Source organism: Pseudoalteromonas sp. APC 3495 (genome assembly GCF_030407645.1).
Lineage (GTDB): Bacteria > Pseudomonadota > Gammaproteobacteria > Enterobacterales > Alteromonadaceae > Pseudoalteromonas > Pseudoalteromonas tetraodonis.
Map to the genome: position 1 here is coordinate 1 of NZ_JASDDA010000082.1, position 5,267 is coordinate 5,267.

General features: G+C 33.3%; 7 protein-coding genes. All 7 read left to right on the forward strand.

Annotated features, from left to right (window positions below):
• Positions 1–566: asparagine synthase-related protein (locus tag QL984_RS18130; RefSeq protein WP_290173187.1), on the forward strand; the 566-nt coding region annotated here is incomplete at its 5' end.
• Entirely contained in the window at positions 567–1,208 is a 642-nt protein-coding gene (gene hisH / locus QL984_RS18135; protein WP_219986103.1) for an imidazole glycerol phosphate synthase subunit HisH, read from the forward strand.
• Positions 1,209–1,970, forward strand: coding sequence for an AglZ/HisF2 family acetamidino modification protein (locus QL984_RS18140; RefSeq protein ID WP_290173190.1), 762 nt, complete (start codon positions 1,209–1,211; stop codon positions 1,968–1,970).
• A gap of 8 nt (positions 1,971–1,978) precedes the next feature.
• Positions 1,979–3,082 (forward strand): N-acetyl sugar amidotransferase, encoded by a 1,104-nt coding sequence (locus QL984_RS18145; protein ID WP_290173192.1) that lies wholly within the window; start codon positions 1,979–1,981, stop codon positions 3,080–3,082.
• 5 nt (positions 3,083–3,087) lie between these two features.
• Complete coding sequence (locus QL984_RS18150; RefSeq protein WP_290173193.1) at positions 3,088–3,645, forward strand: hypothetical protein; 558 nt, start codon at positions 3,088–3,090, stop codon at positions 3,643–3,645.
• Positions 3,642–4,781, forward strand: coding sequence for a hypothetical protein (locus QL984_RS18155; RefSeq protein ID WP_290173195.1), 1,140 nt, complete (start codon positions 3,642–3,644; stop codon positions 4,779–4,781). Before QL984_RS18150 ends, QL984_RS18155 begins: the two co-directional genes overlap by 4 nt.
• A gap of 5 nt (positions 4,782–4,786) precedes the next feature.
• The coding region (locus QL984_RS18160; protein ID WP_290173196.1) for a glycosyltransferase at positions 4,787–5,267 on the forward strand (481 nt) is incomplete at its 3' end.

The window sequence follows — 5,267 nt, forward strand, 5'->3', positions numbered from 1 at the left end:
TTTTGTTTAAATCAGCTATTTTTACTGACAAGAAAAGTAATAATTGGTGGAAAGTTTCTAAAGATTCAATTGAAGTCAGTAAAATGCACTTTTCAATACTTGATGAATCAAATTACGAATTATTCAATACAAGTGTGCCCATGCAGTTACACTGGTGCGACCGAGATTCAATGGCTCATTCAGTCGAAAGCAGAGCACCATTCTTAGATTTTAGATTAGTAGAGTATATTTTATCTTGTCCTTCTGAATTAAAAATTAAAGAAGGAAAAACAAAATTTTTATTAAGGGAGTCGCTCAAAGGAATATTACCAAAAACAGTATATGAGCGAATTAGTAAAATTGGTTTTGCAACACCGGAAGAGAATTGGATGTCGGATAACCAAGCATTATTTTTAGAATTACTAGAATCAGCTAAGTTAAATTTGAGCTCGGTAGTAAACCCTATCGCTTTTGAAAAGGCTGAAAATATAATACTTGGGAATAGCAGGTATGAAGGTTTTGCATGGCGCATCATCTGTTTGTCTATTTGGGTTCAAGTCTTTAATGTCGAAACTGAGGGTAGGTAGTTGAATCATTCTAGTGAAGATACAATTGTAATTATTGATTATGGGGTCGGTAATTTAGGTTCTGTCGCCAATATGCTCAAGAAAGTTGGTGCAAGAAAAGTTATTTTTTCTAGTGACCCTTATGAAATAGCGTCTGCTAATAAAGTATTATTGCCCGGAGTGGGCTCATTTGATCATGGAATGAAGAGGTTGAATGACCTTGGTATATCAGACGCATTAAAAACGTTAGTCTTACGAGATGACTCACTTCTTATGGGGATTTGTCTTGGAATGCAGCTGCTTACAGAAGGGAGTGCCGAAGGTAAAATGCCAGGTTTAGGCTTAGTTCCTGGAAAAGCGTCTTTATTTCCAAATCAGCAGGGCCTTAGGGTTCCTCATATGGGATGGAATGTCGTCAATCCTCAAAAGCTTAGTTTTTTACTACAAGATTTACCTGCTGAATCTAGGTTTTATTTTGTTCATTCTTATTATGTAAGTTGTTCAGATAACAAAGATATTTTATGTAGCACTCACTATGGCCATGAATTTGTCTCTGCCTTTCAACGAGGGAATGTAATAGGGTGTCAATTTCACCCAGAAAAAAGTCATCGCTTTGGCATTCAATTATTTAAAAACTTCGTGAATTATAAGGGCGCCAACTAAATGTTAAGTACGCGTGTTATACCTTGTTTGCTGTTGCAAGAAGGCGGAATAGTCAAAACGAAAAAGTTTAAAAAGCCCAGATACATAGGTGACCCCATAAATGTAGTTAAGATATTGAATGAAAAGGAAGTTGATGAATTAATCTTTTTAGATATTGATGCATCACCAAATAAAAGTGAGCCTGATTACGAATTAATTAAAACAATTACTAATGAGTGTTTTATGCCATTTTCTTATGGTGGTGGTATTACTTCATTAGAACAGGCATCGAATTTATTTAATTTAGGTGTTGAAAAAGTCATTATTGGTAGTCATGCAATACATAATAAAAAATTAATTACAGATATAGCATCACAATATGGCAACCAAAGTGTTGTAGCTACAATAAATATCAAAAGAGATATATTCAAGAAACCTCGTTTATATGATCCTAGCAATAAGAAAATGTTTAAAATTGATTTGAGCAACTACTGCAAAGAATTAGTTAATGCTGGTGCGGGTGAAATCTTTTTAAACTTTGTTGATCGTGATGGTATGAAAAATGGTTACGATGGAGAAGGTATTAGAACTTTTTCAGAACTAGTGAATGTACCGATAACTGTTTGTGGTGGTGCTAGCTCTTTAGAAGATATGCGAATTGCCGTTAAAGATTTTGGAGCTTCAGCAGTAGCAGCAGGTAGCTTATTTGTTTATCACGGTAAGCGTGACGCTGTATTAGTAAATTACCCAGACTATTCAAAATTATTAGAACTTTTTAAATAAGAAGACTCATGCAAAAAGAATATCAGATTTGTACAAAATGTATTTTAGACACGTCAGACTCGGGCATTACATTTGATGATAAAGGAGTGTGCCACTATTGTAATAATTTTGCTGAGTTGATGGATAAATCAATTGATGGAAAAGAAGCAAATAATTACCTTTTAGAGATGGTGGAAAAGATAAAAGCCTCAACTAAAGGTGAATACAATTGTATAGTGGGTATGAGTGGTGGGGTTGATTCAACTTATGTTGCCTATTTAGCTAAAAAGTATGGATTGAAACCGCTAGCCGTACACATTGATGCTGGTTGGAATTCTGAAATTGCAGTAAAGAACATTGAATCAGCTACAAGTAAACTTGGCATTGATTTAGAAACAATTGTTATTAACTGGAAAGAAGTTCGAGATTTACAGAGAGCTTATTTTAAAGCATCTGTTCCAAATTGTGATGTGCCACAAGATCATGCTTTTGTGGCAGGAGTTTATAACCTTGCAGCTAAATATGGTATTCAGTACATGATAAGTGGTCATAATAATGTTACTGAATTTATATTGCCTCCTTCTTGGGGTTATGACAGCGGCGACTTAGATAATTTAATTGATATACATAATAAATTTGGTGAGGTTAAGTTAAAAAATTACCCCAAGTTATCATTGTTTAAGAAAGTTATCTATTATAGGTACTTTAAGAAGTTGCAGTCATTCAGAATTTTAAATTATGTTCCCTACAATAAAGAAGAAGTAAAACATTTTATTACTGAAAATCTTGGTTGGAAAGATTATGGAGGTAAGCATTTTGAATCTAGATTTACTAAATTCTTCCAATCTTATTATTTACCGTCAAAGTTTGGTTTCGATAAACGACGCGCTCATTTATCAAATTTAATTGCATCGGGACAAATGACTCGAGATGATGCTCAACGTGAAATGGAAATCTCGCCTTATAATAAAGATGAGTTACCAGAAGACACTGAATATTTTATAAAAAAACTGGGTTTTTCTATAGATGAGTGGCAAGAAATAATGAAGAGCAAACCTCGAAAACATACTGACTTTAAATCTGATTATGATCAGTGGTGGTTTAAATTATTAAAGAGTCTTAAAAGTAAGTAGAGCTAATGAAAGTGTTAATAAAGTTATTTGTTCATTTATACGTATTGGTATTAGTTTTGTTTTTTTCTTTATTAACAAAGTTAGTTGGGTTTGAAACCGTTGCTATCAGGATTAGCCAAATTCCTTATAAGTTAGGCAACAAAATCAGGTATGCTTTTTATAAGAAACACTTAAAAAGCCTTGGTGAAAATGTAATATTTTCTTTTGGTTGTTTGGTAACCAATGTAAACACGGTAATCGGCAATAACGTTAGATTTGGACCATATAATACAGTAGGTCTAGCTAACTTAGGTGATGATATTATTACGGCTCAACATGTTCATATTTTAAGTGGTTCTAAGCAGCATTCATTTGAAAATAGAGATATCCCAATTTGGAAACAAGTAGGTGTCATTCAATGTATAGAGTTAAAAGGAGATAATTGGGTAGGGGCAAATGTTGTGATAATGGCAAATGTTGGTTATGGGACGGTTTTAGGTTCTGGTTCTGTTGTGGCAAAAAATATTCCAGAAATGTGCATTGCAGCAGGTAATCCATGTGAAAAGTTGAAGGAACGCCCATGAAAAAAATACTTTTTATATCCTATTATTTTTCACCCGAAAAAACTGTTGCAGCTCAACGTGTTAGTTACTGGGCGAAAAATATAAAAGAACATGTTGATATTGATATTGAAGTTGATGTCATCACTGCATCAGAGCAATGTATCGAAGAGACCTCAAGAATAGATAACATTTTTCATGTATCTAATTCAAGAACCGGCCTCCTAGGCCATCTGTTTAAAAGTGATTTAGGAGCAACATGGTTTTATGATTTAAAAGAACATTTTTCAAAAAATAAAAAAAAGTATGATGTTGTTGTTATTACCGGAAATCCATTTCTTCATTTTTTTATAGCTAAAATACTGAAGAACACAATGGGGTGCAAAATTGTTTTAGACTTTAGAGATCCTTTCGCTAAAAATGAACGTAACGCGAGCACTGCCCTCTCAGTAAAACTTAAGCGTAAAATGTTGGTTTTATTTGAGTACTTTTTCTGTGAGTTTGCCGATAAAATTATTGTTATGAATGAAGGTTGTAAAAAATTACTCTGTAGTAGGCAGCAAGAAATTATAGAAATTATTGATAACGGCTATGACGAAAAAAGCTTAAACAATGCGACTAAAAAGATCACTGTGGGTAATAATTCAAAAAAAACAATAGTATATTTAGGGAGTTTTGCTGTAGATCGAAATATAGATAATTTACTTACTTCAAATAAAGCTTTAGGTTTTGCGTTTGATATATTGCATATAGGTAAGCCATTAGAAGGTTTGGATAACCACAAAGGTGTAACTTGTACTGGGTTAGTTTCATACTCTGATGCTGTAGGGTATGCAAAGGGTGCTGATATTGGATTAATTTTAGCCTCAGGCAAGGCATTTGAGTCGACAACTAAGATATTTGACTACATTGGCTTAGGGTTGCCAATTTTGATAATTACAAATGGTGAAGCTCAAACTGGTAATATTCACGAGGTGACTAAAGATTATCCTGCAATCTGGTGGGCTTCTAATAATGAGCAATCAATTATCGACGCATTGCAAGAGATAATGACCTCTGAACTAAACTATAAAGCTAATGGCTTTTCAAAAGAGAAATTTTCAAGGATGCACGGTTTAGGTGCGTTAGTAAATTTTATAGACTTAAAAAAGACGCTTTAACCAAAATGAAGATTTTAATAATTCCTTATAATTACCCAACAAAAGAAAATCCAAATCGTGCTATTTTCATACAAGATCAAGTGGAAATGTTGAGAAACGAAGGTTGTTGTGTAGCTGTCTTAGGTGGAATACCTAAAACTCTTAATGATATTTTTAATAGTCGTAATTTAAAGTTTGGTAGGTTATCTTCAGAAAATTGGTTGATATCGTTACCTGCGATTCGTGGTATGGGTTTTTTAAATAACATAATTCAATTATTTATAGGTAAGTGGATATTTAAGCGATACCTTTCTAGAAACTCAATTCCAGATGTCGTTCATGTACATAACTCATCTTCTGCAGAGCTAGCTCTTTGGGTTAAGAAAAAGTATAAAATTCCATTTGTAGTTACTGAGCACTCTAGTCTGATGTGGAGTAGACATAATAAATTAAGTAGTTTAGTTTTCAAAGAAAGTAAGGCTAACATTGCGGTAAGTAAGAAGTTTG